Source organism: Virgibacillus sp. L01 (assembly GCF_052246775.1).
GTDB lineage: Bacteria > Bacillota > Bacilli > Bacillales > Amphibacillaceae > Lentibacillus.
On the sequence record NZ_JBQQCP010000004.1, the window covers coordinates 200,573 to 224,058 of the forward strand.

Below are 23,486 nucleotides of genomic sequence, written 5' to 3' on the forward strand. Positions count from 1 at the left end.
AATGGGAATTTATTCTTTCTGCTCTTATTTCTAAGCTCTTTCATAATGATTGTTGTTAATACCATAACAGTTGATATAAACTGCGAACTAACATGCTGAGTGCTATGACACCGCTTCGGAAATACACTTTGCGCACCAAGGGCGGCTGATGAGCCTCCTTGCTCCTACGTCACTGCGTAGTCTCATCTAGGCCTCAGCTCCCACAGGAGTCCCCGTGTATTTCCTACGCTGAGACTGTTTTTACCTTGATTTTCTTAGCCATAGAGAACACCTCAGCCCCTAATCAAGAAAGTCTCTTCCAGTGGAGGCAGAAATACGTAGACTCCTCGAAAATAAAAACCAATTTTCTTCGTGCGATGTAATGCTGCCGAGGCTTTCCTTGTCCTATGGGAACAGCACGTTCCGAAGACCCCGGAAGAAGCAACTAAATGAAGGCCGACTAAAGCCGTCCTTTGCGGACAACGTCGGCATACCCCTTGTCGGGGCAAGGAGGCTGAGGTCATGCCCATGGAAAGCGAAGTATTCTGCCGGAACGAATCGAAGCACTCAACTTCATTAAAAAATAGGGAAAGCAGCATAAAAAAAGTTTTTCACTACTTCGCAATTTATATCTTTTGTATCAAAACAACAAACTTCTAGAAAATAGTCTATTACTATAACGATAATCGTTTAAGAACAATTAAAAAGTGTCATCAAAAAAAACTTTTTTCCGATGACACTTTTTTCACTTCAGAATCGATTGTAATAGTGAAGGAACTACTTATCGATGCTTAGCATATTCAATTGGTTTTGTAATCTGCCTTAATCCTTCATACGTTTCATGAGTAAGTGTTTTGGATGAAATAAAATTTGTGTTATCTGTTACTTGGCTGAGTGAACTTGCCCCGAATACAGCTGTTGCAACAGCGGGATGTTGTAATACGTATTTAAGAGCTAACACATTGAAGGAAGGCTCATTATTAAATTGTTCAGCAATAGTTTGCTGAATTAATTTCAGTTCATTAAACGAATAATCCAAAAAGCCATCCTGTCCTTTTTTCTCGATCTGTTTTGCTGCGCTGTTGCTAAGCATTCCTTTTGCCAATGGACCTCTGGCTAGTACACTAATATTATTCTCATGCAGCAAATCTAATATTTCTTCTTCTGGCCGGCGGTCCAGCATATTATACTGCATCATAACACCATCGATAGTAGAACGGCTGACGTACTCACGAATAACATTGGGCCGGATGGATGATAACCCATAGGCACGAATTACGCCTTCCTTTTTAAGTGACTCAAATGCTTCAATTGATTCATCAATAGGATCATCAATTGTGCCCCCATGGAGCATATAAAAATCAATATAGTCTGTTTTTAAACGACGCAAACTTTCTTTTACACCCTCTTTGATATGTTCTTTGGAAGGGTCCCAAAACCAATCTTTCTTAGCCTTATCAAAGTTATTTCCAACTTTCGTCGTTAAAATGGCTTGGTCACGTTTACCTTTCAAGGCATCACCAACTATTTCTTCATTCATACCAAAATCATATAAGTCGGCAGTGTCCAGGTGGTTAATACCAGCGTCTAATGACTGGTTAATAATTTCGCTTGCTTTTTGAGTGTCTGTCCCTAGTGACATACAGCCAAGTGTTAGTTCAGATACATGTAAATCCGATTGTCCTAATTGGTTCTTTTTCATATTATTGACCTCCAGAATATGTCTATATTTATTGTAAGGACATCCATCTATTAAATACAACTATTTCGCGTATGATAAAATAGATAGTAGTATTTTAAGAAAGGCTGTTTTCCAAAGATTGTTGTGATCGAATCTATAATGACACGTGCTAAAAGAGTCCGATTAATATCAGTTAGTGAGGGAGGCTCTTTGACCACCAGCTGCTGAAATAAAAGCATACTTATCCATCACAATATATGGCAGGAGGTAGTTTTTGCTTCCGAGGTGGTTGAAGCTTTGCCCTAAGGTCCGCGCGGGAAATTTATTTTCGAAACGATATGTTATGACAAAGTTTATATCTAACTGGACAATTAAAAATTCAACGAACTTATAAAAGAGCTTTAAGAAAAGGATGATAATAAGTGAAGAAATTTGAAGAGAAAACAATTCATACTGAAAAAATATATGATGGAGCAGTAGTTAAACTGCAAGTAGACGATGTCACGTTGCCAAACGGAAAAAATTCAAAACGGGAATTGATAAACCACCCTGGTGCTGTAGGTATTATTCCGATTACAAAGGACAATAAAATTGTATTTGTGGAACAATATCGTAAGCCATTGGAAAAATCGTTAGTTGAGATTCCTGCCGGAAAACTGGAACCTGGTGAAAAGCCGGAAATAACTGCAATTCGGGAGTTAGAAGAAGAGACAGGGTATACGACGAACTCGTTACAGTTTGTGACATCATTTTATACATCGCCAGGGTTTGCAGATGAGATTATGCATTTGTACATAACGGATGATATTATCCCATTGGAGCATGAAGTAGCAGGTGATGACGATGAATTTGTTGAGCTAATAGAGCTCACACTGGAAGAAGCAATCCACTATGTAAATCAACAACGAATACACGATGCCAAAACGAATTATGCAGTACTATATTTACAGGCTTTAGAGAGGATGTAAAAAATGTTAAATTCATTTTTCGCTGATATGCATATTCACATTGGACGGGACATGTATAATAAACCGGTAAAAATAACTGGATCGAAAACATTGACCCTGACAAACATTTTAAAAGAAGCAAGTCGGAATAAAGGAATTCATATGGTTGGGGTAATCGATAGCCATGCTCCAGCAGTCCAGCAGGAAATAACACAGCTTATCGAGGCAAATAAAGCATATGAATTATCTGATGGCGGAATACGGTTTGAGAACGTCACCTTGCTGCTCGGTTCTGAAATTGAAGTTTATGACGAAAATTGCCGTGGACAAATTCATGTACTCTGCTATTTCCCGACACTTGCAAAGATTGAGGAATTTTCAGAGTGGCTGACAACAAAAATGAAAAATATAACATTAAGTTCTCAGCGTTATTATGGAGCAGCCAAAGAACTGCAATATAAAGTTAAAGAACTTTCCGGGATATTTATTCCTGCTCATGTGTTTACACCATTTAAGAGTATGTACGGAAAAGGGGTGCAAAACTCATTGAAAGAGGTGTTCGATCCGGATTTAATTGATGGAATTGAATTAGGACTAAGTTCTGACACTGCAATGGCCGATCAGATACAGGAGCTGCATGATTACACGTTTCTAACTAATTCGGACGCGCACTCATTAGCAAAAATAGCTAGGGAATATCAGGAAATTTATATGGAAGAACCATCATTTCAAGAATTCAATTGGGCGCTACACAATGTTCAGGATCGAAGGATAAAACAAAACTTTGGAATGAATCCACACTTGGGGAAATATTATACAACGGTTTGCAGTCAGTGTTTAGAACCATTGACACCTGAGGCTGAACATTGCCATAGGTGTGAATCTACAAAGATTGTTAAAGGTGTATTTGACCGTATTCAGGAGTTGGCGGATGCAAAAGAGGTGAAAGAACGTCCGCCTTATTTGTATCAAGTACCACTTGAATATTTACCTGCGCTTGGACCAAAAACGTTTAAAAAACTATTAACGCACTTTCAAACAGAAATGAACGTAATCCACCACGTAAACCAGGATGAGTTGAAAGAGGTTGTACCTGAGAAACTAGTAACTGCGATAGTCAATATGAGGGAGGGAAACTTAGCAATAAAAGCTGGTGGTGGAGGTAAATACGGCAATATAATTACGTCCCCTGAAAAATAATCAATAAGAAAACATTTTAAATTTGGTATTTTTATCTGGAATTCTTCATAGTTTTTAACTAGAGAGAAAATTACGAGCAATGGAGGATTCCAATGTATAATAAACGAACTCTAGCAGTAAATCATGTAAAAGAACATGCGACAATCTATATTTTTATGATTATACTATTTTTAACAGGAATTATTTTTGGTGCAATCATTGTTAATAGTATGAATTGGGCCCAAAAAGAGGATTTGTTCTTTTATTTGGAGCGTTTTTTTGGTGAAATTGCTGATAAGAAACAAATAGAAAATACGGAAATACTGAAAAGCAGTTTCTTTTATCATGCTAAATACCTGTTTTTATTGTTTATTTTGGGATTATCCGTTATCGGTTTGCCAATCGTGTGGGTGTTGTTATTTTTAAAAGGTCTTGTAGTCGGGTTTTCAGTTGGTTTTATTGTAAATCAAATTGGAATGAAAGGGCTGCTATTAGCTTCTCTATCAATTGCCCCGCAAAATATTATAATTATACCGATATATATAATAGCTGGCAGTCTTTCGATGATTTTCTCACTTACGCTCTTAGGAAAACTTTTTTCACGAAAAGTATCTCAGCCTGTTCTGCAGCCATTTGGAAAGTATGTAATGTTTTTTACATTATTATTGGCTGCATCTGTAGTTGCATCGGTATTAGAGGCATATGTTGCAAATGAAGCAATGGAGAGAATAATTAAATCATTTTATAATCAATAGTAAATATTATATAATAGTAATTATTGATTACAGTTTATAATAATTATACTTTGACACGCTTTACAAGTGTGCCTATAATAAAGATGGGGATACTAGGGAGGGGACTTGCCATGGAACATCGTATAGAGCGAATTAAAAAACAGCTCCATGCACAAAGTTATAAGCTAACTCCACAACGAGAAGCAACAGTTAGGGTTTTATTAGAGCGCGAAGAAGATCATTTGAGTGCTGAAGATGTATATTTACTAGTAAAAGAGAAAGCACCAGAAATTGGCTTGGCTACTGTTTATCGTACTTTAGAATTATTATCAGAATTAAAAGTTGTTGATAAAATAAACTTTGGTGACGGTGTTTCACGTTATGATCTTCGTAAAGAGGGTGCAGAACATTTCCATCATCATTTGGTTTGTATAGAATGCGGGTCGGTTGAGGAAATAGTGGATGACTTACTTGGAGATGTCGAAAAGATAGTTGAAAATGATTGGGGATTTCAGGTGAAAGACCATCGTTTAACTTTTCATGGGGTTTGCAAGCAATGTCAAAATGCATCAGTTCAATCTAAAACATCATAATAATAATGGAAAGCCTTTTTCTTATGAGAAAAGGCTTTTATTTTTTTTAGATTCTTACAGTGTAAGTGTAACTAAATATTCAATATCAATTTACAATTTCACAGAAATAGGTTACTTTTGTGTGGGAATGTATTATAATAGCCCTAGTTTCATAGTTGTATGTATATTGTTATCCATTTTTGGCATATCTTCTATTAGTAGATACTTTATTAGAGGGGACATGCCAGATGAAACATGTGATATGGGATACAATAAAGGTTTTTGTAATCTTCATAGCTTGTACATTACTATTTTATGTTGGATTAAGAGTAATGCATGACGAGTATGAACAAAATCACCGGTACGATCCGCCTGAGGGGGATTCTGTTAAAGTTTTTAATTTTAATGAAGACTTCATTGAACGGTTAAACTTATTTTTTCGATTAGGGGAGTAATGACTATGCTCAAGTCTGGTTTTGAAGATTTCGTTCACTATTTGCAAGTGGAAAGAGGTTTATCTGACAACACGTTAAAATCGTATAAAAGAGACTTGAAGCAATATATTCTTTACATTGAAAAAATAATTCAAAAAACACAATGGGACGACATTGGACGTACAGACATAGTAGGTTTTTTGTATAAGTTAAAGGATGATGGTAAGTCGGCTGCTACTATTGCGCGTACAATTGCATCAATTCGTTCATTTCACCAATTTTTAATTCGAGAACAGCTGGTAGTTCACGACCCAAGCATACATATTGAAACACCGAAAAAAGAGAGAAAACTACCTGATGTATTATCAACACAAGATGTAGAAGCATTATTAAAGATACAAGGCAACTCACCTTTGAAGATTAGGAATAAAGCAATGCTGGAATTGCTATATGCAACTGGGTTGCGGGTAACAGAACTGATATCATTAAAGATGAGTGATCTCCATTTAACGATGGGATTTGTTCGGTGTCTTGGAAAAGGTTCAAAGGAAAGAATAGTTCCTCTTGGTGAAATTGCAAAAGACGCAATGAATGACTATTTACAGAATGCAAGGGGAAGTCTGACTAAACGTAAAAATGATGATAATTTTCTATTTGTTAATCAACATGGTAGACCGCTATCACGTCAGGGCCTTTGGAAAATATTAAAAGGTGTCGCGCTGGAAGCTGGAATAAAGAAGAAAATTACACCACATACATTGCGTCACTCATTTGCTACCCATTTACTGGAAAATGGAGCTGATTTACGATCTGTACAGGAAATGCTAGGGCATGAGGATATATCAACAACTCAAGTCTATACGCATGTCACAAAAGCTAGATTAAAAGATATTTATCAGTCATATCATCCACGCGCATAATTTTTTATCTATAGTCGTCAGACATCCTACAACAAATTTAAGGAAACATATTATACGGGAAAGTAGGAAACATAGTTACAGGAGGTATTTATCATGCAAAATTTCAAACGTGTATTTTTAATAGTAATGGATTCGGTGGGTATTGGCGAAGCCCCTGATGCAAAAGATTTTAATGATAAAGGTGCAGATACACTAGGACATATTGCTGAACATATGGACGGACTTAAAATGCCTAATATGGCGAAGTTAGGCCTCAGTAATATTCGGGAAATTCAAGGAATCGAAAAAAATGTATCTCCTCGTGCGCATTACACTAAAATGCAAGAGGCTTCCAATGGGAAGGACACAATGACTGGACATTGGGAGATTATGGGGTTAAATATCCAGCAGCCATTCCGGACATTTCCAGATGGTTTCCCACCAGAATTGATTGCTGACCTAGAGGAAAAAACCGGACGAAAGGTAATAGGAAATAAGCCCGCTTCTGGTACTGCCATCCTGGATGAATTAGGGTCTGAGCACATGAGTACGGGGGCACTAATTGTATATACATCAGCAGATTCAGTCCTGCAAATCGCAGCTCACGAGGAAATCATTCCTATTGAAGAACAATATGAAATTTGTGAAATTGCCCGAGAATTGACATTAGATGAAAAGTATATGGTCGGCCGTGTTATTGCACGTCCTTTTGTCGGCGAACCTGGTGCTTTCCAGCGTACGTCAAATCGTCATGATTATGCACTGAAGCCTTTTGGACGCACCGTAATGAACGGATTAAAAGATGCAAATCATGATGTAATTGCCTTAGGTAAAATTTCTGATATATATGATGGTGAAGGAGTTACTGAAGCAATTCGAACAGACGATAATGAAGATGGAATGACTAAGCTGGTTGATTCAATGACGAAAGATTTTAATGGTATTAGTTTCCTGAATTTAGTTGATTTTGATGCCAAATATGGACATCGTCGTGATCCAGAAGGGTATGGAAAAGCATTGGAAGCATATGACGCAAGATTACCTGAGGTACTAAATCAACTTAAGGAAGACGATCTGTTAATTATTACTGCAGATCATGGAAATGATCCTATACACCATGGAACAGACCATACGCGGGAATTTGTACCTTTACTCATCCATCATAAAAATATAGATGAAGGGGAACGTTTACCTATTAGAGAAACGTTTGCTGATATTGGTGCAACAATTGCTGATAACTTTAATATAACGATGCCTAAGCATGGAACAAGTTTTTTAGATAATATCAAATAGAGAGGGAGATATTCCATGAACCAATCTGTAATAAGTGAAGCAGCAGCATTCATTAAACAAAAACTAACCCAAAAACCTGAAATCGGGCTCATTCTAGGGTCGGGTCTAGGGGTTCTAGCAGACAAAATTGAAAATCCTATAACATTTTCATACAAGGACATACCGCATTTTCCTGAGTCAACTGTATCTGGACATAAGGGTCAGCTCGTAGTTGGAATGCTGGAAGGTAAGCAAGTAATCGCAATGCAAGGGCGCTTTCATTATTATGAAGGTTATTCTATGCAACAAGTTACTTTTCCTGTTCGAGTAATGAAAGAACTGGGAATAGATTCGATTATTGTAACTAACGCAGCAGGGGGTATTAATAAAGCATATAACCCCGGTGACTTAATGATCATTAACGATCATATTAATAACATGGGAGACAACCCGTTAATTGGTCCAAATAACGACGAATTGGGCGAACGTTTTCCAGATATGTCACAAGTATATGATAAAACGTATATGCAGCATGCCAAGAACTGCGCAGAAAAACTGGATTTATCTGTTCAGAATGGTGTATATGTGGGTAATACTGGACCAACCTATGAAACGCCTGCAGAGATTAACATGTTACGGACACTTGGTGGAGATGCTGTTGGAATGTCCACTGTACCGGAAGTTATCGTTGCCGGGCATGCGGGGGTGCGTGTGTTGGGTATTTCATGTATTTCCAATATGGCTGCCGGAATTTTAGATCAGCCATTAACACATAATGAAGTGATTGAAACAACAGCAAAAGTGCGTGAAGACTTTTTGCAATTTATTAAGGAAATTATTCGCACACTACCAAACTAATTGTAAAGGTGATTAATATGAGAATGTATGACATCATTGAAAAAAAGCGTGATGGAGAAATACTGACAAATGATGAAATTAAATTTTTTATCGACGGCTATACAAATGGAGAGATACCGGACTATCAAGTTAGTGCGTTGTTAATGGCTGTATATTTTCAAGATATGACTGCAGAAGAACGGGCCCAATTAACGACAGCAATGGTTAATTCAGGTGATCAAATTGATCTTTCCGCTATTTCGGGTATAAAAGTAGATAAACATTCGACTGGTGGTGTTGGAGATACTACAACGTTAATATTAGCTCCTTTGGTGGCATCACTTGGTGTGCCGGTAGCTAAAATGAGTGGTCGAGGATTAGGACATACAGGTGGAACTATTGATAAGCTTGAAGCAGTCCCTGGATTTCATGTGGAAATTACAAGTGAGGAATTTGTTAATCTTGTAAATAAAAATAAAGTATCTGTCATTGGACAAACAGGGAACTTGACCCCAGCAGATAAAAAGTTATATAGCTTGCGTGATGTAACAGCAACGGTTAACTCAATTCCTTTAATTGCAAGCTCTATTATGAGCAAAAAGATTGCTTCAGGTGCAGATGCAATTGTGTTGGATGTAAAAACTGGTGCCGGGGCATTTATGAAGGAATTAGACGAAGCTAAAAATCTTGCAAGTGCTATGGTATCAATAGGAAACCGTGTTGGCCGAAATACAATGGCAGTAATCTCTGATATGAGTCAACCGCTGGGAAATGCGATTGGAAATGCCTTAGAAGTAAAAGAAGCAATTGACACACTTCAAGGTGATGGACCGAAAGATTTAACAGAGTTATGCCTAACACTTGGCAGTCAGATGGTTTTATTAGCTGGTAAAGCTGAATCTCTCGATGATGCGAGAAATCGCTTGATTGAGAATCTTAATAATGGGAAAGCGCTTGAACAGTTTAAAACATTTCTTAAGTCTCAGGGTGGTGATTCCAGGGTGGCTGATAATCCTGAGTCTTTGCCACAGGCAACTAATCAGGTTGAACTTCCAGCAAAAACATCTGGTTATGTTTCTGAGATGATTGCCGATGACATTGGAACTGCGGCAATGATGCTTGGTGCAGGAAGAGCGACAAAGGATTCTATGATTGATCTTGCAGTAGGAATAGTATTACACAAAAAAATTGGGGATCCTGTAAATGAGGGTGAATCGTTACTGACGATTCATGCAAATCAAGACGATGTTAATGACGTACAAGAAAAACTTTATGCAAGTATTACAATAGCAGAAGAGTCAGTCGAACCTCAGCGTCTCATATACGATACAATAACAAAGTAATAGGAACTGTTTTTCTAAAAGATTATTGGTATATCAGAGTTATGAAAGTTAAATAAACTGCGAACTAACTGCTGAGTGCTATGACACCGCTTCGGAAATTCACTACGCGCACCTAGGGCGACTGATGAGCCTCCTTCTCCTACGTCGCTTCGTAATCTCATCTAGGACTCAGTTCCCACAGGAGTCTTACGTGTTCCAGCAGTTAAATCGCAGTTTATATTTATTGCGACAAACTTTCAGCAAATAATTATAGAAAGAGACTAGATAACGTTCCGTGTCTAGCTAAGGAATATAAATAGTAAAACAAAGAAGGGTATTGAATTGCAGGAGCAATTTAATGCTTATTTTTTAGCAGTTAAATAAAAAACCAACCGTGATATTCGCCATAAGGGCTTATACTCTAAAGGATAAAGCACTTGTTAGAAATCCTTTAACGGATACCAGGTTTTCTAATATTATTCAAAATCATGTTCCCGCTTTTACTATAATATTCATACCGAAAGTATCAAATTTTTAAAGTATAAATTAGGCAGATATTGGTAAGCCTATAATTATATTGAATGTTGGAGGTAAAGCGATGAAAAAGTTTGTTTTGATGACTAGTATTATATTTTCAATTTTACTAGTAACAACTGGTACCATTTATGGTGAAGAGAATGGTTCGGAAAGTGAACTAAACCTTGCTCCCGATGCCAAATCAGCAATTTTAATCGAACGTGATACAGGGAAAATGTTGTATGATAAAAATGCTCACGAAAAACTACCACCGGCTAGTATGACAAAAGTTATGACTTTGTTACTAATAATGGAAGCGCTGGATAATGGTAAGATTGACAAAGATGAAATAATTCGTGTCAGTGACCGCGCAGCATCAATGGGAGGCTCCCAAATATTTTTGGAAGCCGGTGAAGAAATGAGTGTAAATGACTTATTAAAAGGTGTAGCAATAGCGTCAGGAAACGATGCGAGTGTCGCATTAGCCGAAAGAATTTCAGGCAGCGAGGAAGCATTTGTTAAGAAAATGAATGAAAAAGCCAAGAAATTAGGTTTGAAGAATACGCTTTTTCAAAATACAACTGGATTACCCGCTAAGAATCATTACAGTACCGTGTATGATATGGCAATTATGGCAAAAGAATTATTAAAATACGAAACTATAACAGAGTATACTTCTAAATATGAAGATTACTTAAGAAAAGGCCAAGAAAATGAATTCTGGTTGGTAAACACAAATAAATTGGTGAAATTCTATCCAGGTGTTGACGGACTAAAAACAGGCTATACAAATGAAGCAAAATATTGTCTTACAGCTACAGCAGAAAAAAATGATATGCGAGTCATTGCAGTCGTAATGGGGGCTGAATCGACAAAAGAAAGAAATTCGACAGTTTCACAAATGCTAGACTATGCGTTTAACCATTTTGAGACCACTAATTTATATAAAAAAGGTCAAACCATCACAACACTGCAGTTATTGAAAGCAGAAGAAGAAGATATTAATGTTGTAGCCTCAGAGTCGATAAGCACTATTCATAAGAAAGGTGAATCTGATGGTAAAGTTAAAGCCTCGGTGAAATTAAATACTAATCTGAATCTGCCGATTAAAAAAGGGAGTCAAGTTGGTCAATTGGTTGTGAAGAACAATAATAAAGTAGTATCAAAATCACCATTAATCGTGGATCATGATGTTAAAACTGCATCATACTTAACATTATTTAAACGGACAATGCAAAATATGGTGAAATAATAAAAGATTTTTCTAATTTAGTCGAAATGCTTCTTCTTTTGTCATATAGCAGGAATTGACCCGCTTTATAGCGAAAAAATAACTTACAAAGAGAATGTAAGGAGGAAACGTAATGGGTCTATCTACTATGTTTGAAGTTAAAAAAGATGTACTGATTGTACGAATGTCGGGCGAATTGGATCATCACGAAGCAGAAGCATTAAGAAATAATTGGAAAGAAATGATGTATACAAACTCCATACAACATGTTGTGTTAAATCTGGAGTCCGTTTCGTTCATGGATAGTTCGGGGTTAGGCGTGGTATTAGGCAGGTATAAAGAAGTATTGCAGGTAGGTGGAGAGATGGTAGTCTGTTCAGTTTCTGCACCGGTAAAACGCCTGTTTGAAATGTCCGGTTTATTTAAAATTGTCCGGTTAGAGGAGAACGAAGAACATGCGTTATTTACGTTGGGGGTGGCTTCATGAATAATGAAATGTATGTAGAATTTTCAAGTGTCAGTGAAAACGAATCGTTCGCGAGAGTAGCCGTTGGATCATTTGTTGCGCAGTTAGATCCAACAATGGATGAACTTACGGAAATCAAAACTGTTGTTTCTGAAGCAGTGACAAATGCCATTATCCATGGGTATAACAATGAACCAGACCATCTTGTTTCGATATCCTGCATTCTTCAGGATGGTGAAGTGAATTTAACAATTAATGATGATGGTATTGGGATTGGGGATGTAGATGAGGCAAGACAGCCACTATATACATCAAAACCCGAGTTAGAAAGATCTGGAATGGGATTTACGATCATCGAAAACTTTATGGATTCTGTAGAAGTTAAATCAACCCCTGATCAAGGGACAACCGTTCACATGACAAAACAATTAACTTTCAGTAATACGGTTTGTAAATAGGGATGCCTATGGATGTTAATGTTAAACATCAAAAACGTAAAGAGTCACTCACGGATGAACAGGTGAAAGAGCTAATTCATAAAAGTCAACAGGGTGACAAAGATGCAAGAGACACCCTTGTTGAAAAAAATATGAGACTAGTATGGTCGGTTGTTCAGCGCTTTATTAATCGAGGGTATGATCCAGATGATTTGTTCCAGATAGGCAGTATTGGATTAATAAAATCGATCGACAAATTTGACTTAACTTACGATGTTCGGTTTTCCACGTATGCGGTTCCAATGATAATTGGGGAGATACAGCGATTTATTAGGGACGATGGAAGTGTTAAAGTTAGTCGTTCACTTAAAGAGATTGGAAACAAAATACGAAAGAAACGAGATGAATTAACAAAAGATTTCGGGAGATCACCATCTGTATTGGAAATTGCGGAAGCATTGGATATAACATCGGAAGAAGTTGTTCATGCAGAAGAAGCGGCAAAATCACCACATTCAATACATGAAACTGTTTTTGAGAATGACGGTGACCCAATAACATTATTAGATCAAATAGCCGATCAGGATACAAAATGGTTTGATAAAATTACATTACAAGAAGCAATACGAGGGCTAAATGAACGTGAACGATTAATTGTGTATTTACGTTATTACAAAGACAAAACACAGTCTGAAGTGGCTGAAAGGCTTGGTATTTCACAGGTGCAGGTTTCAAGGCTCGAGAAGAAAATCCTGCGTGAAATGAAAGTAAATATGAATTAGCAAACTTGACTGATCGTTAAGTTGGACTTGGAGCGTGAAAAGTATTTATGCTCAAGTAAAAAGAATCATCACAAACTTTGTGATGATTTTTTTTTAGCTGTTTACTTATAGATTGTTTACTCTGACACAGTGTGAAAAATACTTAAGCTCTATGACATCACTACAGAAATACACTACGCGCATCTTAACCTGTGGGTTTCTCGGATGTTGCTTTTCCCGCAGGAGCATTCTCTGTGTATTCTTTCGTTGGATTTTGCTCACTATATTTTAAGTCCTTTAAACCAGAAGCTGGAGTACGCGAGATTCCTGTGGGGGAAACAGTGGAGAGGCAACTGAAAAAGTGGAAATTACCAAAAAGGAAGATGCTCATGTTCAGCCTGTTTTATGTAATGAAGTATTGCCATTCAGCCGAAGTGAATCCTCATTCCGCTAAATAGCAGAAAAGGTGCTCACGGAAGGCTGAGATGGATCCTCGTTCCGCTAAAAGCAGAAAAAACAGCTAAATTTGAGGCGAAAATGACAAATAGCGGAATGAGGATCCGAACCCAAGCTTCAAATGAGGGTTTTCAAGGAAATAACGGAACGAGGATCCGCCAAACAATTGAAGTGAATCCTCGTTCCGTTAAAATGGGCTTCTCACCAATAGGGGCGAAGTGTATGCTAATTATTATGTAATTTCCAATATTATGTCCCAAAACTAAACCCATTAGCTTAATAACCCAAAAATTTTTCTTATGATAATTCAATAACTTTTAGCAAATACTATTTTATATAACACGACGAAGAGGATGAGATCCACGTGTCAGAAATAGTATATTTACGGATGAAAAAAAATGTGGAATTAACTTATTTAAAGGAGTTAACACTAAAGGACATTGCTCATATTTCAGCTTCCTCTCAATTAAAAAGGAAATTGGAAAAAACAACTATATATCGAATTACTAAAAAGGATCGGAATATCGTCATAATTGACAGCTTCTTAGTAATTGATTATCTAGGGGATCTTTTTGGAAATTTAGAATTTCAAATCGTCGGACCACCTCAAAGCATTATTAGGATTAAGAAACATAAAAAGAAGCCAAATATAGTAATAGTGGCTACCGTATGGTTATTGCTTTTTATTGGAACTGGAATGACTATTATGAACTTTCACTACGATGTCAGCATGCAGGAAGTGCAACAGAAGTTACATTTCTTATTAACTGGTGAGGAGAAAAAATACCCATTGTGGATTCAGATACCATATTCATTTGGGTTGGGAATAGGAATGCTGCTATTTTTTAATCACTGGTTTACCAAACGTTTCAATGAAGAGCCAAGTCCACTTGAGGTAGAAATATTTAACTACCAGCAAAATCTCGATCAATATGTCAGTTACTATGAAAATAAGTTAAATGATACAAAACCTTATCATTAATATTCTTGAAATAGCAATTGGTTTAGCAAGTGGTCTGGCGGTTGGTGGTGGTTTTGTTGCCTTTTTAACAGTACTTGGTATTATTCCTAGATTAATTCAATTGAGTCGAACAGAAAGTTTGGTTCAAGTGTATATTGCTAGCGTTATAATTGGATCATTGTTTGGAACATATATGTCGTTTGCTGATGTAACCTGGGATCAGCCAGTCGTTATTCTGATACTGTGGGGGTGTTTTCATGGCATCTTCAACGGAATGCTTGCTGCAGCTTTAACAGAAGTACTAAACGTATTTCCTATAATATCTAAACGTTTGCGGATAGATGATAAATTATTATGGTTACTAATGGCCATCGTATTTGGCAAAATTGCAGGATCTATCTTCCAATGGACAATATTTGTTCGATAGTTTTCTTAGAGTGGAGTGTATTGGTATGGAACAAGATAAAACTAAAAGTCCGGTCTCCCCAAAAATAGACAAAACTGAAGCATACATGAAAGAAAAGATTGGTATAGGAACCTCATTTGACTTGGGTTTTCGTGAAATAATAATTTTAAAAAAGAAGATTCAAATTTACTATTTAACTGGATTGTGTGACACTTCTGTAATTTTGGAAATTATAAAGAAGCTTGTTGATATAAATGATAAGGAAAGTAATCTGAAAAAAGTTCCAGAGATTATTGAAAATCGATTAGTACATCAGCAAGTTGATAAAAGTAAGACGATGGATGAGGCTGTTGATCAGTTGTTGTCAGGTCTTATCATTATATTTGTAGATGGTGAAAGATACGCCTTTATGGTGGATGTTCGTAACTACCCAGGACGTTCACCCCAGGAACCTGATACAGAACAGGTAGTAAGAGGTTCCAGGGATGGATACACAGAAAATATTATCGAAAACACTGCATTGACACGTCGGAGAATACGTGATGCAAGGTTGCGTTATGAGATGATGAAAGTTGGTGAACGATCTAAAACAGATCTTTGTGTTTGCTACTTGAATGATGTAGCGGATGAAGGACTTATTAAATTGGTGAAAGAAAGAATTAATTCAATTGAAGTTGATGGAATAGCAATGGCTGATAAAACTATTGAAGAGTTTATCGTTACACGAAAATGGAACCCATTTCCATTAGTCAGATATACGGAAAGACCAGATGTTGCTGCAAGTCATTTATTGGAAGGACATGTTTTATTGATTGTTGATACATCTCCAAGTGTAATAATATTGCCAACAACATTTTTTCACCATGTCCAGCATGCTGAAGAATTTCGCCAGGCACCATCTATTGGAACTTTCATAAGATGGGTACGACTTTTGGCTATTTTCATTTCTATATTTCTGCTTCCCTTTTGGCTATTACTTGTAATGGAACCAACTCTTCTGCCAAAAGAACTTTCGTTTATCGGGCCGGAGCAAGAGGGAACAATACCTGTTGTTATACAACTTATACTTGCAGATCTAGGTTTAGAGTTCCTGCGTATGGCCGCAATCCATACTCCAGCACCTTTATCAACAGCCATGGGGCTGATTGCAGCGGTTTTGATTGGTCAAATTGCCATTGATGTAGGAATGTTTGGTCCTGAAGTGATCCTATACGTTGCAGTAAGCGCAATCGGTACTTATGTTACTCCAAGTTACGAATTGGGGGTTGCAAATAAGCTTTTTCGATTTTTGCTGGTTATCATTACAGGGATATTTGGTGTATTTGGTTTTACAATTGGATTTACGGCTTATATATTATATTTAATACAATTAAAGTCGCTTCGCACACCTTATTTTTGGCCACTGCTTCCGTTTAATCCAAATGCCATGACTCAAATAATCTTCCGTGTACCAGTTCCATTTTCTAATGAGCGTCCAAGCATTGTTCATCCACGAAATAATTATCGTCAGCCTATTGATAAGAAAGGACGCCGTTAGGAAATCTCAGGTGTTCTTTCCTCTTTAGTTTTTGGCTTTCATGTGATAAAGTATTTTTATCTATTTAAGAGCAATAGTTTTAGGTTGGACGGAGGATATGAATATGATATTAGATAATCACCCATTTGAGGTAAATGGGAATGGACACCTGGAAATAGGTGGGGTGGATTCGATCAACTTGGCAAATAAGTATGGCACTCCTCTATATGTTTATGATGTTTCAATTATCCGGGAAAATTGCCGGTCTTTTGTAGATACTTTTAAAGATTTAGGTGTAAGTGCACAGGTTGCATATGCAAGTAAAGCTTTTTCATCCACAGCGATGCTGCAGGTCATTAAACAAGAGGGACTTAGCTTGGATGTTGTATCACAGGGAGAGTTGTATACAGCACTGCAAGCAGATTTTCCGCCAGATAAAATTCATATGCACGGAAACAATAAAAGTATTGAAGAACTTTCGATGGCAATTGAACATGATATTGGCTGTATTGTTATTGATAATTTTTTTGAAATAGAGTTAATAAGTAAACTTCTCGAAAAATATAACAAAACAATTGATGTTCTAATACGAGTTACGCCAGGCATCGAATCGAAAACACATCAATATATTATGACAGGGAACGAAGATTCGAAGTTTGGGTTCAATTTGCACAATGGACAGGCTGATAATGCCTTTTCTCAGCTTTATAATCATAAGAACATTCATTTTAAAGGACTGCATTGTCATATTGGCTCACAAATATTTGAAGCAGATGGATTTAAAATGGCTACTACAATGTTATTTGAAAAAATAGCTGAATGGAATAAATTGCATGGCTACACACCAGATGTTTTAAATCTTGGTGGTGGGTTTGGCATTCGGTATACAAAAGATGATACACCTTTACCCTATTCATTAGTTGTTAAAGAATTAGTAGCTAAAGTGGAAGAACATGCTGTTATGTTTGACATGACGATGCCGGAAATTTGGATTGAACCAGGGCGCGCTATCGCTGGAAATGCTGGCTTGACGTTGTACACGATAGGTTCAAAAAAGGAGATTCCAGGAATACGCAATTATGTTTCAGTTGATGGTGGTATGACTGATAACGTGCGGCCAGCGCTTTATCAGGCTAAGTACGAGGGTGTATTGGCAAATAAGGCCATTCAACCTGTTACTGATTTAGTTTCGGTTGCAGGAAAATGTTGTGAATCAGGTGATATGCTTATATGGGACCTTCCAGTACCGGAAGTTGGCAGTAATGATATTTTAGCAGTATTTTCAACGGGAGCTTATGGGTACTCTATGGCAAGTCATTATAACCGATTCCCTAATGCAGCAGTTGTTTTTGTGGAAGATGGTCAAGATAAATTAGTAGTTAAAAGAGAAACTTTCCAAGATGTTGTAAAAAACGATTTATCCTATGAATAACAATGAATTTGCTTTCTTTTAATAGATTGGATAACATGGTATAGTAGACAAGAATTTTAGAAATGGGACAATTTAAAAGGGGATGAAGATATGAGTAAAACAGGTTATATATTAATGGAAAATGGGAATAAAATTGAGTTTGAATTATATCCGAATGAAGCACCAAATACAGTAGCTAATTTTGAAAAACTAGCCAATAGTAATTTCTACGATGGATTAACATTCCACCGTGTTATTGATGGTTTTGTCAGCCAGGGTGGTTGTCCTAAAGGAAATGGAACAGGATCAGCAGGTTATACAATTAAATGCGAAACAGAAGGTAATCCGCACAAACATGTTGAAGGCTCATTGTCTATGGCACATGCCGGAAAAGATACAGGAAGTTCTCAGTTCTTCATCGTACATGGGCCACAGCCTCATCTAAATGGTGTTCATACTGTTTTTGGTCAAGTTACATCAGGTATTGAGCATGCTAAAGCAATGCAAAACGGTGATGTTATGAAAGAAATGAAGATATCAGCAGAAGAATAAATAACTATGAATATTTCCTTACTGCTCTATCTATTAGTTGTAGTAGCCCCTATCGGCACAGTGTTGCATGAAGCAGGTCATATAATAGGGGCTAAATCGCTGAATGCTGATCGTATGAGGTTAACAATAGGAAGTGGAACAATTGTAAGTACTTTTTTCATTAGAAAAATACAAGTAACAATACGTGCGATTTTCTTTTTGGGTGGATTGGCTTCAAGCGAAAGAGAAAATATGTACAAACCATATGAACGTATATGGATAGCTCTTTGTGGACCATTAACTAATGGAGTCATTGCTTTTATCTTGTATTTTCTTTATAAAGCCTATCCTTCTAATTATCTATTATTACTTATATTATTTAATTTATGGATAGCAATTATTAACCTTGTACCATTTCGGTTCAAAGAGAAACAATCAGATGGATACACTATTGTTGAAGTACTCACAAATAAGTAAGTTCAGCCATTTGAAGTTATTCAGCAGTATGTTTTTCTGTAAAGATGTTAATGCTTGATAGAGGATGAATTAAATTGAGCCAACGCAAAAAAAATTGGATATTGTTAATTATTTTATTAACAATAGGCATAGTATGGGGCTTCATTTATTGGATTGTCTTTGTATTTTGAAAATGTAATTTGACAAATACTCGAATATAAGGCATAAATAAGTATACAATCTCCGGCAAGTATCAATATTGGGAAATTGTGCTTTTCACTCTCCAAAGTTGGTAAGTTATATTCATAGTGAGGGGTATCTATGTTAATTCGATATAAAAAAAATCTGGAAAAGATTGCAATGGGCTTATTATCTTTCATGCCAGAAGAAAAAGATGTAAAAAAATTGCAGCAAACAATAAAAGAATATGAAACCAACCCTGATTGGCATCTTTTCCTATGGAAAGAAGAAGATATATTGGGTGCAATCGGTATAAGGGTGGAAGATGATATTAACGCAGTAGTGCAGCATATTTCTGTTAATCCATCACATCGAAATTCGGGGATTGGCAAAAAGATGGTCGATGAAATAAACAATATGTATAAAAATAAATTTGCAGTTTGTCCAGATGATATGACCCAGCAATTCTACAATAAATGTAGTGATTCCGAACAAGAGAATGAGAACTAATCAAAAGCCAGCTCTGTCGATCCAGAGCTGGCTTTTGTTAAAGTGATAAATGTTGAATAGCTCTTGCAACAAATGATACTGCAATACTAATTCACATTACTTACTACATCCAAGCAGCACCAACGATAATTAGAAGAATGAACAGTACTACGATTAGCGCGAATCCTCCGCCATAACTACCACCCATAATTATATTCCTCCTTTTCCACTTAACGAATAAATGTTTTTTTGGTAACATTTATCTTACGTTAATAACTTATGTTAACCATAGCCATAGTGTATAGGCGAATATGATAAAAAAGGCTATATTTTTTAATTTCTTGCTAAGAAAGTTGCCTAATCAGAAGGGGGGAGGGGCAATGAACCAGTCATATCAAGTAAAATTGGATACTTTTGAGGGTCCGCTTGATTTATTGCTGCACTTAATAAATCAATATGAGATTGATATATATGATATTCCGGTTGCTCAGATAACGGAACAGTATATGCAATATATACATACCATGAAAAGTCTTGAACTGAATGTAGCGAGTGAATACCTTGTTATGGCAGCGACATTATTAGCATTAAAGAGTCAAATGCTATTACCCAAGCAAGAAATTGAAGAAGATGACGAATATATGGAAGATCCACGCGAGGAGTTGATGCATCGTTTAATTGAATATCGAAAATATAAAGATGCTGCTGAAAAACTTAAGGAAAAAGAAATAGATGCAAACCAGATTTTCACGAGACCTCCGGCAGTATTTGACCATATTGATTCCAGTCAACCGGTAGTAAAAGGTGACACATCAATTTATGATATGCTACATGCTTTAGGGAAGATGTTTGAACGAAAGAATTGGAATAAGCCGCTTGAAACAAAAGTAACACGTGGAGAAATTCCAATTGAACAGAAAATGACCGAAGTATTAGACCTTGTCAAACGTTCAAAAAAAGGAATAGCATTTGACGAATTATTTGATTATCCATCACGTGCACATATTGTAGCAACATTTATTGCTGTGCTGGAGTTGATGAAAGGAAATGAAATACAATGTAGACAGGAGAATCATTTTGAGTCATTATATGTTTTTTATATGGAGGATTGAAATTGGAAATCAATGATTTAAAAGCTGTTGCAGAAGGGCTCTTATTCGCAAGTGGTGATGAAGGAATTACAGTCAAACAGTTATCGCGGATATTGGAAATTACAGATAAAACTGTTGAACATCTGCTTGATGAACTGAAATACGACTATGAAAATACAAATCGTGGAATTATGATTATGCAGTCAAATCAAGTTTTTCACCTAACTACGAAACCAGAGCATAGTGTTTATTTTAAGAAACTTCTCGAAACACCCCAGACCACCAGGATGTCACAAGCTGCATTGGAAACACTTGCTATAATAGCATATCAGCAACCAATAACTAGAACTGAGATTGAAGAAGTAAGAGGGGTGAAAAGCGACAGACCTGTGCAAACGTTAATTGCAAGGTCTCTCATCGAGGAAGTTGGAAGAAGAGAAGGTGCCGGTCGACCAATCCTCTTTGCTACAAGTAAGGATTTTTTAACTTACTTTGGCCTGACTTCACTGGAAGAGTTACCACCATTGCCGGAAAATATGGATGAAGAAGACCTGGTGCAAGAAGCTGACTTATTTTTTAATAACTGAACCAATCTCATAATATGAAAATAAAGCAGTAAATCCAAACTATTTGTAATATGCTAGGTCTGTAAATTTTAAATTAACTAACGATAAAATGTTGATTACAAGAATTTATGAAATTGACTCAACAAAAAATATAAATTCTCTTTCACTGCATAAGTGCAGCTAAGGCTTGGTGAATGACAGGTGCTCTAAAAAGTTTTCTGCTCAAATAGCTTAATGCAATAATAACTCTTTAATTATATTATTTTAATCCTTGCGTATATTGCGCAAGGATTTTTAGCTTTTAAACAGTATAACTATTTTCCTGACACATCATTTGCAGCCAGGGCTTTTATAAGAGGCTCTAAGATAGCAAACCACCCTTTCGAACAGTCCCTTTCATTAGTAATTTTAAATCATATCTGTACATGCCAAGCATAAACTATATAGATAAATTATCAGCGGGAGGAAAACCTACTATGCGCTATATAGTCATTTCACTCTGTTTACTGTCAGTTTTTTTATTAAGCCCATCAATCGGACGAGCAGAACCCAATGTTTCTGCAAAAAATGCTGTTTTAATGGAACAATCATCCGGACGGGTTTTACTCGAAAAAAAAGCCCATGATAAAAGGCCAATAGCAAGTATAACGAAAATAATGACGGCTATTATTGCAATTGAATCGGGTAAATTAAATGAAACAGTAACCGTAAGTAAACGAGCTGTATATACAATTGGATCCTCCATTTATTTAGAACAAGGTGAAAAAATTAAATTAAAGGATCTTGTTTATGGGCTTATGCTTCGTTCTGGTAATGATGCAGCAGTGGCAATTAGTGAACATGTGGGTGGTAGTATGGAAGGTTTTGTGCACTTAATGAATGAGAAGGCACGGTGGCTTGGAATGACGAATACTTCTTTTGATAATCCACATGGACTTGACTCCGAAGATCACTATTCTACTGCATATGATATGGCATTGCTTATGCGCTACGCCATGGAAAATGAACAGTTTCGTCAAATAACAAAATCCAAAACATACAAACCTGATAGTGCGTACACATGGCAAAATAAGAATAAGTTGCTAACCCATTTTTATGAATATTGCATAGGTGGAAAGACGGGTTATACAAAAATAGCCGGAAGAACATTAGTAACTGCTGCAAAAAAAAATGACATGGATTTAATAGGTGTCACGTTGGATGCACCAGACGATTGGCGTGATCATATCGGAATGTATGAATGGGGTTTTAAAAACTATGATATGACGACAATTGGTACTCAAGGAAGGGTTAACTATAAGATTACTGAACACGACACTACTGCAGTAGGATATTTACATGAGGATATTAAATTCCCCCTTAACCAAAGTGAACAAAAAAAATTACAGAGTAAGACATTTATTTTAAAGAATGCGTCAACTAGCGCAAAAGAGATAATTGGTAAAACGATCTACTTTATAAAGTCAGTACCAGTTTTGGAAGTACCAATATATTCTGAAAAGAAACGGGAAGAGAATTTTTTTGCACGCATTGTCTCAGTATACCAGCGAATAATCGGGTTTAATTAACTATGGTAAATTTTATATGGGCATTTATGGCAATAATCGGCATTGTCTATGCTATGTTTAATGGGACAATGGAAGAGGTGAATAAAGCCTTATTTGAAAGTGCGGATGAGGCGGTAACATTATCGATAGGCTTAATAAGTATATTGGTGTTTTGGCTTGGTATCATGAAAGTAGCAGAAAAAGCTGGCATATTACGAGTGCTTACTAAAATATTTAGACCATTTGTTGTTAAATTATTCCCAGACATACCAAAGGACCATCCAGCGATGGGATATATTTTATCAAACTTTACAGCTAATATATTTGGGTTAGGTAATGCAGCAACTCCAATGGGAATAAAAGCAATGGAGCAAATGAAGGAATTAAGCGGAACAGATACAGCATCCAGATCAATGATTACTTTTCTAGCATTAAACACCTCAAGTTTAACAATCATCCCAACAACAGTAATCGCTATAAGGATGCAATACGATTCTATATCGCCGACTGAGATTGTAGGTACAACAATTATTGCAACATTAATCTCTTCAATAAGTGCGATAGTCATTGATCGGTTATTTTACTATAGTAGTCTCAGGGGGAAGTAAG

At 36.5% G+C, this 23,486-nt stretch carries 27 protein-coding genes; 25 read left to right on the forward strand and 2 right to left on the reverse strand.

What is annotated here, in order from left to right; genetic code table 11:
- Window positions 1-760 precede the first annotated feature (760 nt).
- The gene (locus ACTWQM_RS09765) at window positions 761-1,681 is read right to left on the reverse strand and encodes an aldo/keto reductase (RefSeq protein WP_443257990.1); all 921 of its coding nucleotides are present in this window, start codon (window positions 1,679-1,681) and stop codon (window positions 761-763) included.
- 401 nt (window positions 1,682-2,082) lie between these two features.
- Between ACTWQM_RS09765 and ACTWQM_RS09770 the strand changes: the two genes are divergently transcribed.
- The 21 genes from ACTWQM_RS09770 to ACTWQM_RS09870 all read left to right on the forward strand — a co-directional run bounded on the left by ACTWQM_RS09770 (window position 2,083) and on the right by ACTWQM_RS09870 (window position 19,694).
- Entirely contained in the window at window positions 2,083-2,628 is a 546-nt protein-coding gene (locus ACTWQM_RS09770; protein WP_443257991.1) for an NUDIX hydrolase, read from the forward strand.
- 3 nt (window positions 2,629-2,631) lie between these two features.
- Entirely contained in the window at window positions 2,632-3,807 is a 1,176-nt protein-coding gene (locus tag ACTWQM_RS09775) for an endonuclease Q family protein (RefSeq protein ID WP_443257992.1), read from the forward strand.
- A 92-nt stretch (window positions 3,808-3,899) separates the two neighbouring features.
- Window positions 3,900-4,541: a stage II sporulation protein M gene (gene spoIIM / locus ACTWQM_RS09780; protein ID WP_443257993.1), complete on the forward strand. Its 642-nt coding sequence runs from the start codon at window positions 3,900-3,902 to the stop codon at window positions 4,539-4,541.
- A gap of 110 nt (window positions 4,542-4,651) precedes the next feature.
- Window positions 4,652-5,113, forward strand: coding sequence for a ferric iron uptake transcriptional regulator (gene fur, locus ACTWQM_RS09785; protein WP_443257994.1), 462 nt, complete (start codon window positions 4,652-4,654; stop codon window positions 5,111-5,113).
- Window positions 5,114-5,340: 227 nt separating this feature from the next.
- The gene (locus ACTWQM_RS09790; RefSeq protein WP_443257995.1) at window positions 5,341-5,547 is read left to right on the forward strand and encodes a DUF4227 family protein; all 207 of its coding nucleotides are present in this window, start codon (window positions 5,341-5,343) and stop codon (window positions 5,545-5,547) included.
- Between the two features lie 5 nt (window positions 5,548-5,552).
- Window positions 5,553-6,446 carry a site-specific tyrosine recombinase XerD gene (xerD, locus tag ACTWQM_RS09795; RefSeq protein WP_443257996.1) on the forward strand — a complete coding sequence of 298 codons (894 nt, stop codon included), beginning with the start codon at window positions 5,553-5,555 and terminating at the stop codon, window positions 6,444-6,446.
- A gap of 93 nt (window positions 6,447-6,539) precedes the next feature.
- Window positions 6,540-7,718, forward strand: coding sequence for a phosphopentomutase (gene deoB, locus ACTWQM_RS09800; RefSeq protein ID WP_443257997.1), 1,179 nt, complete (start codon window positions 6,540-6,542; stop codon window positions 7,716-7,718).
- Between the two features lie 15 nt (window positions 7,719-7,733).
- Window positions 7,734-8,555, forward strand: coding sequence for a purine-nucleoside phosphorylase (locus ACTWQM_RS09805; protein ID WP_443257998.1), 822 nt, complete (start codon window positions 7,734-7,736; stop codon window positions 8,553-8,555).
- A 17-nt stretch (window positions 8,556-8,572) separates the two neighbouring features.
- Window positions 8,573-9,877 carry a pyrimidine-nucleoside phosphorylase gene (locus tag ACTWQM_RS09810; protein ID WP_443258110.1) on the forward strand — a complete coding sequence of 435 codons (1,305 nt, stop codon included), beginning with the start codon at window positions 8,573-8,575 and terminating at the stop codon, window positions 9,875-9,877.
- Between the two features lie 577 nt (window positions 9,878-10,454).
- On the forward strand, window positions 10,455-11,624 hold the full coding sequence (locus ACTWQM_RS09815) for a D-alanyl-D-alanine carboxypeptidase family protein (RefSeq protein ID WP_443257999.1): 1,170 nt from the start codon (window positions 10,455-10,457) through the stop codon (window positions 11,622-11,624).
- Between the two features lie 112 nt (window positions 11,625-11,736).
- Window positions 11,737-12,090: an anti-sigma F factor antagonist gene (spoIIAA, locus tag ACTWQM_RS09820; protein ID WP_443258000.1), complete on the forward strand. Its 354-nt coding sequence runs from the start codon at window positions 11,737-11,739 to the stop codon at window positions 12,088-12,090.
- Entirely contained in the window at window positions 12,087-12,527 is a 441-nt protein-coding gene (spoIIAB, locus tag ACTWQM_RS09825) for an anti-sigma F factor (protein WP_443258001.1), read from the forward strand. The genes spoIIAA and spoIIAB overlap by 4 nt, the downstream gene beginning before the upstream one ends.
- A gap of 8 nt (window positions 12,528-12,535) precedes the next feature.
- A complete protein-coding gene (sigF, locus tag ACTWQM_RS09830; RefSeq protein WP_443258002.1) occupies window positions 12,536-13,288 on the forward strand; it encodes an RNA polymerase sporulation sigma factor SigF in 753 nt (250 codons plus the stop codon).
- A gap of 531 nt (window positions 13,289-13,819) precedes the next feature.
- Window positions 13,820-13,963: a hypothetical protein gene (locus ACTWQM_RS09835; protein WP_443258003.1), complete on the forward strand. Its 144-nt coding sequence runs from the start codon at window positions 13,820-13,822 to the stop codon at window positions 13,961-13,963.
- Between the two features lie 124 nt (window positions 13,964-14,087).
- Window positions 14,088-14,705 (forward strand): stage V sporulation protein AA, encoded by a 618-nt coding sequence (locus ACTWQM_RS09840; RefSeq protein WP_443258004.1) that lies wholly within the window; start codon window positions 14,088-14,090, stop codon window positions 14,703-14,705.
- Window positions 14,683-15,111, forward strand: coding sequence for a stage V sporulation protein AB (locus ACTWQM_RS09845; RefSeq protein ID WP_443258005.1), 429 nt, complete (start codon window positions 14,683-14,685; stop codon window positions 15,109-15,111). Before ACTWQM_RS09840 ends, ACTWQM_RS09845 begins: the two co-directional genes overlap by 23 nt.
- A 25-nt stretch (window positions 15,112-15,136) precedes the next feature.
- Window positions 15,137-16,627 carry a spore germination protein gene (locus tag ACTWQM_RS09850; RefSeq protein ID WP_443258006.1) on the forward strand — a complete coding sequence of 497 codons (1,491 nt, stop codon included), beginning with the start codon at window positions 15,137-15,139 and terminating at the stop codon, window positions 16,625-16,627.
- Between the two features lie 103 nt (window positions 16,628-16,730).
- Window positions 16,731-18,038, forward strand: a complete 1,308-nt coding sequence (gene lysA, locus ACTWQM_RS09855) for a diaminopimelate decarboxylase (protein WP_443258007.1) — start codon at window positions 16,731-16,733, stop codon at window positions 18,036-18,038.
- 90 nt (window positions 18,039-18,128) lie between these two features.
- Window positions 18,129-18,569: a peptidylprolyl isomerase gene (locus ACTWQM_RS09860; protein ID WP_443258008.1), complete on the forward strand. Its 441-nt coding sequence runs from the start codon at window positions 18,129-18,131 to the stop codon at window positions 18,567-18,569.
- A 6-nt stretch (window positions 18,570-18,575) separates the two neighbouring features.
- Window positions 18,576-19,025, forward strand: a complete 450-nt coding sequence (locus ACTWQM_RS09865; RefSeq protein ID WP_443258009.1) for a site-2 protease family protein — start codon at window positions 18,576-18,578, stop codon at window positions 19,023-19,025.
- Window positions 19,026-19,325: 300 nt separating this feature from the next.
- Window positions 19,326-19,694 carry a GNAT family N-acetyltransferase gene (locus ACTWQM_RS09870; RefSeq protein ID WP_443258010.1) on the forward strand — a complete coding sequence of 123 codons (369 nt, stop codon included), beginning with the start codon at window positions 19,326-19,328 and terminating at the stop codon, window positions 19,692-19,694.
- 103 nt (window positions 19,695-19,797) lie between these two features.
- Here ACTWQM_RS09870 and ACTWQM_RS09875 read toward each other — a convergent pair whose 3' ends face one another.
- Entirely contained in the window at window positions 19,798-19,881 is an 84-nt protein-coding gene (locus tag ACTWQM_RS09875; RefSeq protein ID WP_092492662.1) for a YjcZ family sporulation protein, read from the reverse strand.
- Window positions 19,882-20,053: 172 nt separating this feature from the next.
- Here ACTWQM_RS09875 and ACTWQM_RS09880 point away from each other — a divergent pair, with 172 nt between their 5' ends.
- From ACTWQM_RS09880 to ACTWQM_RS09895, 4 genes are all read left to right on the forward strand, one after another.
- Window positions 20,054-20,785: a segregation/condensation protein A gene (locus ACTWQM_RS09880; protein WP_443258011.1), complete on the forward strand. Its 732-nt coding sequence runs from the start codon at window positions 20,054-20,056 to the stop codon at window positions 20,783-20,785.
- A 2-nt stretch (window positions 20,786-20,787) separates the two neighbouring features.
- A complete protein-coding gene (scpB, locus tag ACTWQM_RS09885; protein WP_443258012.1) occupies window positions 20,788-21,351 on the forward strand; it encodes an SMC-Scp complex subunit ScpB in 564 nt (187 codons plus the stop codon).
- Window positions 21,352-21,806: 455 nt separating this feature from the next.
- On the forward strand, window positions 21,807-22,898 hold the full coding sequence (locus ACTWQM_RS09890) for a D-alanyl-D-alanine carboxypeptidase family protein (RefSeq protein WP_443258013.1): 1,092 nt from the start codon (window positions 21,807-21,809) through the stop codon (window positions 22,896-22,898).
- 2 nt (window positions 22,899-22,900) lie between these two features.
- Entirely contained in the window at window positions 22,901-23,485 is a 585-nt protein-coding gene (locus ACTWQM_RS09895) for a nucleoside recognition domain-containing protein (RefSeq protein ID WP_443258014.1), read from the forward strand.
- Window position 23,486: the final 1 nt, after the last annotated feature.

Bases quoted from the DNA above. Each gene is read 5' to 3' on its own strand.
- xerD (WP_443257996.1), top strand. From the start codon at position 5,553: ATGCTCAAGTCTGGTTTTGAAGATTTCGTTCACTATTTGCAAGTGGAA.
- ACTWQM_RS09880 (WP_443258011.1), top strand. From the start codon at position 20,054: ATGAACCAGTCATATCAAGTAAAATTGGATACTTTTGAGGGTCCGCTT.
- fur (WP_443257994.1), top strand. From the start codon at position 4,652: ATGGAACATCGTATAGAGCGAATTAAAAAACAGCTCCATGCACAAAGT.
- ACTWQM_RS09815 (WP_443257999.1), top strand. From the start codon at position 10,455: ATGAAAAAGTTTGTTTTGATGACTAGTATTATATTTTCAATTTTACTA.
- ACTWQM_RS09805 (WP_443257998.1), top strand. From the start codon at position 7,734: ATGAACCAATCTGTAATAAGTGAAGCAGCAGCATTCATTAAACAAAAA.
- sigF (WP_443258002.1), top strand. From the start codon at position 12,536: ATGGATGTTAATGTTAAACATCAAAAACGTAAAGAGTCACTCACGGAT.
- ACTWQM_RS09870 (WP_443258010.1), top strand. From the start codon at position 19,326: ATGTTAATTCGATATAAAAAAAATCTGGAAAAGATTGCAATGGGCTTA.
- ACTWQM_RS09790 (WP_443257995.1), top strand. From the start codon at position 5,341: ATGAAACATGTGATATGGGATACAATAAAGGTTTTTGTAATCTTCATA.
- ACTWQM_RS09775 (WP_443257992.1), top strand. From the start codon at position 2,632: ATGTTAAATTCATTTTTCGCTGATATGCATATTCACATTGGACGGGAC.
- ACTWQM_RS09860 (WP_443258008.1), top strand. From the start codon at position 18,129: ATGAGTAAAACAGGTTATATATTAATGGAAAATGGGAATAAAATTGAG.
- ACTWQM_RS09810 (WP_443258110.1), top strand. From the start codon at position 8,573: ATGAGAATGTATGACATCATTGAAAAAAAGCGTGATGGAGAAATACTG.
- ACTWQM_RS09765 (WP_443257990.1), bottom strand. From the start codon at position 1,681: ATGAAAAAGAACCAATTAGGACAATCGGATTTACATGTATCTGAACTA.
- ACTWQM_RS09850 (WP_443258006.1), top strand. From the start codon at position 15,137: ATGGAACAAGATAAAACTAAAAGTCCGGTCTCCCCAAAAATAGACAAA.
- ACTWQM_RS09875 (WP_092492662.1), bottom strand. From the start codon at position 19,881: ATGGGTGGTAGTTATGGCGGAGGATTCGCGCTAATCGTAGTACTGTTC.
- spoIIM (WP_443257993.1), top strand. From the start codon at position 3,900: ATGTATAATAAACGAACTCTAGCAGTAAATCATGTAAAAGAACATGCG.
- lysA (WP_443258007.1), top strand. From the start codon at position 16,731: ATGATATTAGATAATCACCCATTTGAGGTAAATGGGAATGGACACCTG.
- spoIIAA (WP_443258000.1), top strand. From the start codon at position 11,737: ATGGGTCTATCTACTATGTTTGAAGTTAAAAAAGATGTACTGATTGTA.
- spoIIAB (WP_443258001.1), top strand. From the start codon at position 12,087: ATGAATAATGAAATGTATGTAGAATTTTCAAGTGTCAGTGAAAACGAA.
- ACTWQM_RS09845 (WP_443258005.1), top strand. From the start codon at position 14,683: ATGATACAAAACCTTATCATTAATATTCTTGAAATAGCAATTGGTTTA.
- ACTWQM_RS09895 (WP_443258014.1), top strand. From the start codon at position 22,901: ATGGTAAATTTTATATGGGCATTTATGGCAATAATCGGCATTGTCTAT.
- ACTWQM_RS09835 (WP_443258003.1), top strand. From the start codon at position 13,820: ATGAGGATCCGAACCCAAGCTTCAAATGAGGGTTTTCAAGGAAATAAC.
- ACTWQM_RS09890 (WP_443258013.1), top strand. From the start codon at position 21,807: ATGCGCTATATAGTCATTTCACTCTGTTTACTGTCAGTTTTTTTATTA.
- deoB (WP_443257997.1), top strand. From the start codon at position 6,540: ATGCAAAATTTCAAACGTGTATTTTTAATAGTAATGGATTCGGTGGGT.
- ACTWQM_RS09865 (WP_443258009.1), top strand. From the start codon at position 18,576: ATGAATATTTCCTTACTGCTCTATCTATTAGTTGTAGTAGCCCCTATC.